Origin of the sequence: Arthrobacter sp. CAL618, assembly GCF_000468215.1 — a bacterium.
Taxonomy (GTDB): domain Bacteria; phylum Actinomycetota; class Actinomycetes; order Actinomycetales; family Micrococcaceae; genus Arthrobacter_D.
On the sequence record NZ_ASZW01000032.1, the window covers coordinates 1 to 1,591 of the forward strand.

At 60.2% G+C, this 1,591-nt stretch carries 1 protein-coding gene; it reads left to right on the forward strand.

Going from position 1 to position 1,591, the window contains the following annotated elements:
• Positions 1–257 precede the first annotated feature (257 nt).
• Positions 258–1,591, forward strand: a 1,334-nt coding sequence (locus tag K728_RS0101815; protein ID WP_024475662.1) for a ParB/RepB/Spo0J family partition protein, incomplete at its 3' end; no start/stop codon positions are given.

Consider the following 1,591-nt stretch of genomic DNA (forward strand, 5'->3'; position numbering starts at 1 on the left):
TCCTTCGGATAGTACGTACCTGCTCCACAGCGTCAACCGGCTCCGCCGGCTACGGGCACGCCAATCCTGTCCGGCGCTCCTACGTCGCTTATTTCCTCCCCGAATTGGTCCACCCTTGCCCCTGCGGCGTTGAGCACTGCTCCGTCAGGCACAGCTACGCAAGTTCCGCCAGCAGGCAAAAACAACGGGGGAGAGGAACCCACTCTGCTGGTCACCACAGGTTCCCTACCCACTCTGCGAACTAGGAGCACACCGCTATGTCTGTTCTCGAAATGATCGACCCCACCACCTTGACCATCGACGCCAACGTTCGCGCCGATGTGCAGCTAGACAAGGCATTCCTGGCCTCCATCAAAGAACACGGAGTAATCCAGCCAGTCGTCGCGCACCGCACCGACAGCGGGGGAGTGCACGTCCTGTACGGACAGAGGCGCACCCTCGCCGCCGTAGAAGCGAAGCTCGACCTGATGCCCGTCTACGTGGTCGAAAGCCTCACAGAGGCCGACAGATTAGCTAAGCAGGTCGTGGAAAACGACCAGCGCCAAGGACTCACCGACAACGACCGCGCCGAAGCGTTCCACCAGCTTTCCCTACTCGGAGTCTCAGCCACCCAGATCGCGAAAAAGACTGGCGCAAAAAAGGCCACCGTGGACGCGGCACTGAAAGTCCGGGCCGACGACACCGCCAGCGCAGCACTCGCCCAAGGCATGACACTGGACATGGCCGCAGTGATCGAGGAATTCAGTGGTGACGCAGAAGCAATCACCAAACTCGAAACCACCGCCGCGCACAACCCGCAGAGCTTTGACCACACCGCCCAACGGCTCCGCGACGACCGCACCCGCGCCGCCCTCATGGCCGAAGCAGCGGCCACCGTCACCGCCCAAGGACTCAAAATCGTTGACGAGGATCTGAACTACTACGACTACAAAGGCCCCATGGCGAATATCCGCGACCTGCGCACCATCGAAGGTGTTCCACTCACCGACGACGAGGCAGATGCCGCGCACATCGGATTCAGCTACAACGGGGAAGTACGCATCACCTTGGTCAATACCGACTGGAAAGCAGCAGGGTTCACCAAACCCGGGGCCACCCGGACAGGGCCAATGACAGAGGACGAGAAAGCAGAACGCCGCCGCGTGATCGAAAACAATAGAGCATGGGACGCCGCCGAAACGGTCCGCGTGGACTTCCTCAAAAACCTGCTCAAAGGCAAAACAGCCCCGAAGAACGCCCTGCGGTTTATCGCCCAGTCAATGGGAAACCACTCCTACACCGTTGCTGACGGCCTTTCCAAGCACACCGGATTCGCTGCCGAACTGCTCGGAGGCAAAGACGGTTACGGCGAGCTGGCGAAGATCACCGCCAAGCCCACCGGACGCCACGAAACCAACACCCTCGCCGTCATCCTCGCAGGATTCGAAAAGAGCCTCACCCGCCAGTCATGGCGCAACCCCACCAGCACTGCCAAGCACTACCTGACCCAGCTCACCACATGGGGCTACACCCTCAGCGAGGTAGAAACCATCATCACCAACCACGGAAACACAGAAACACAGGAATCCGTGAAGGCAGAAAACAGTGGAGT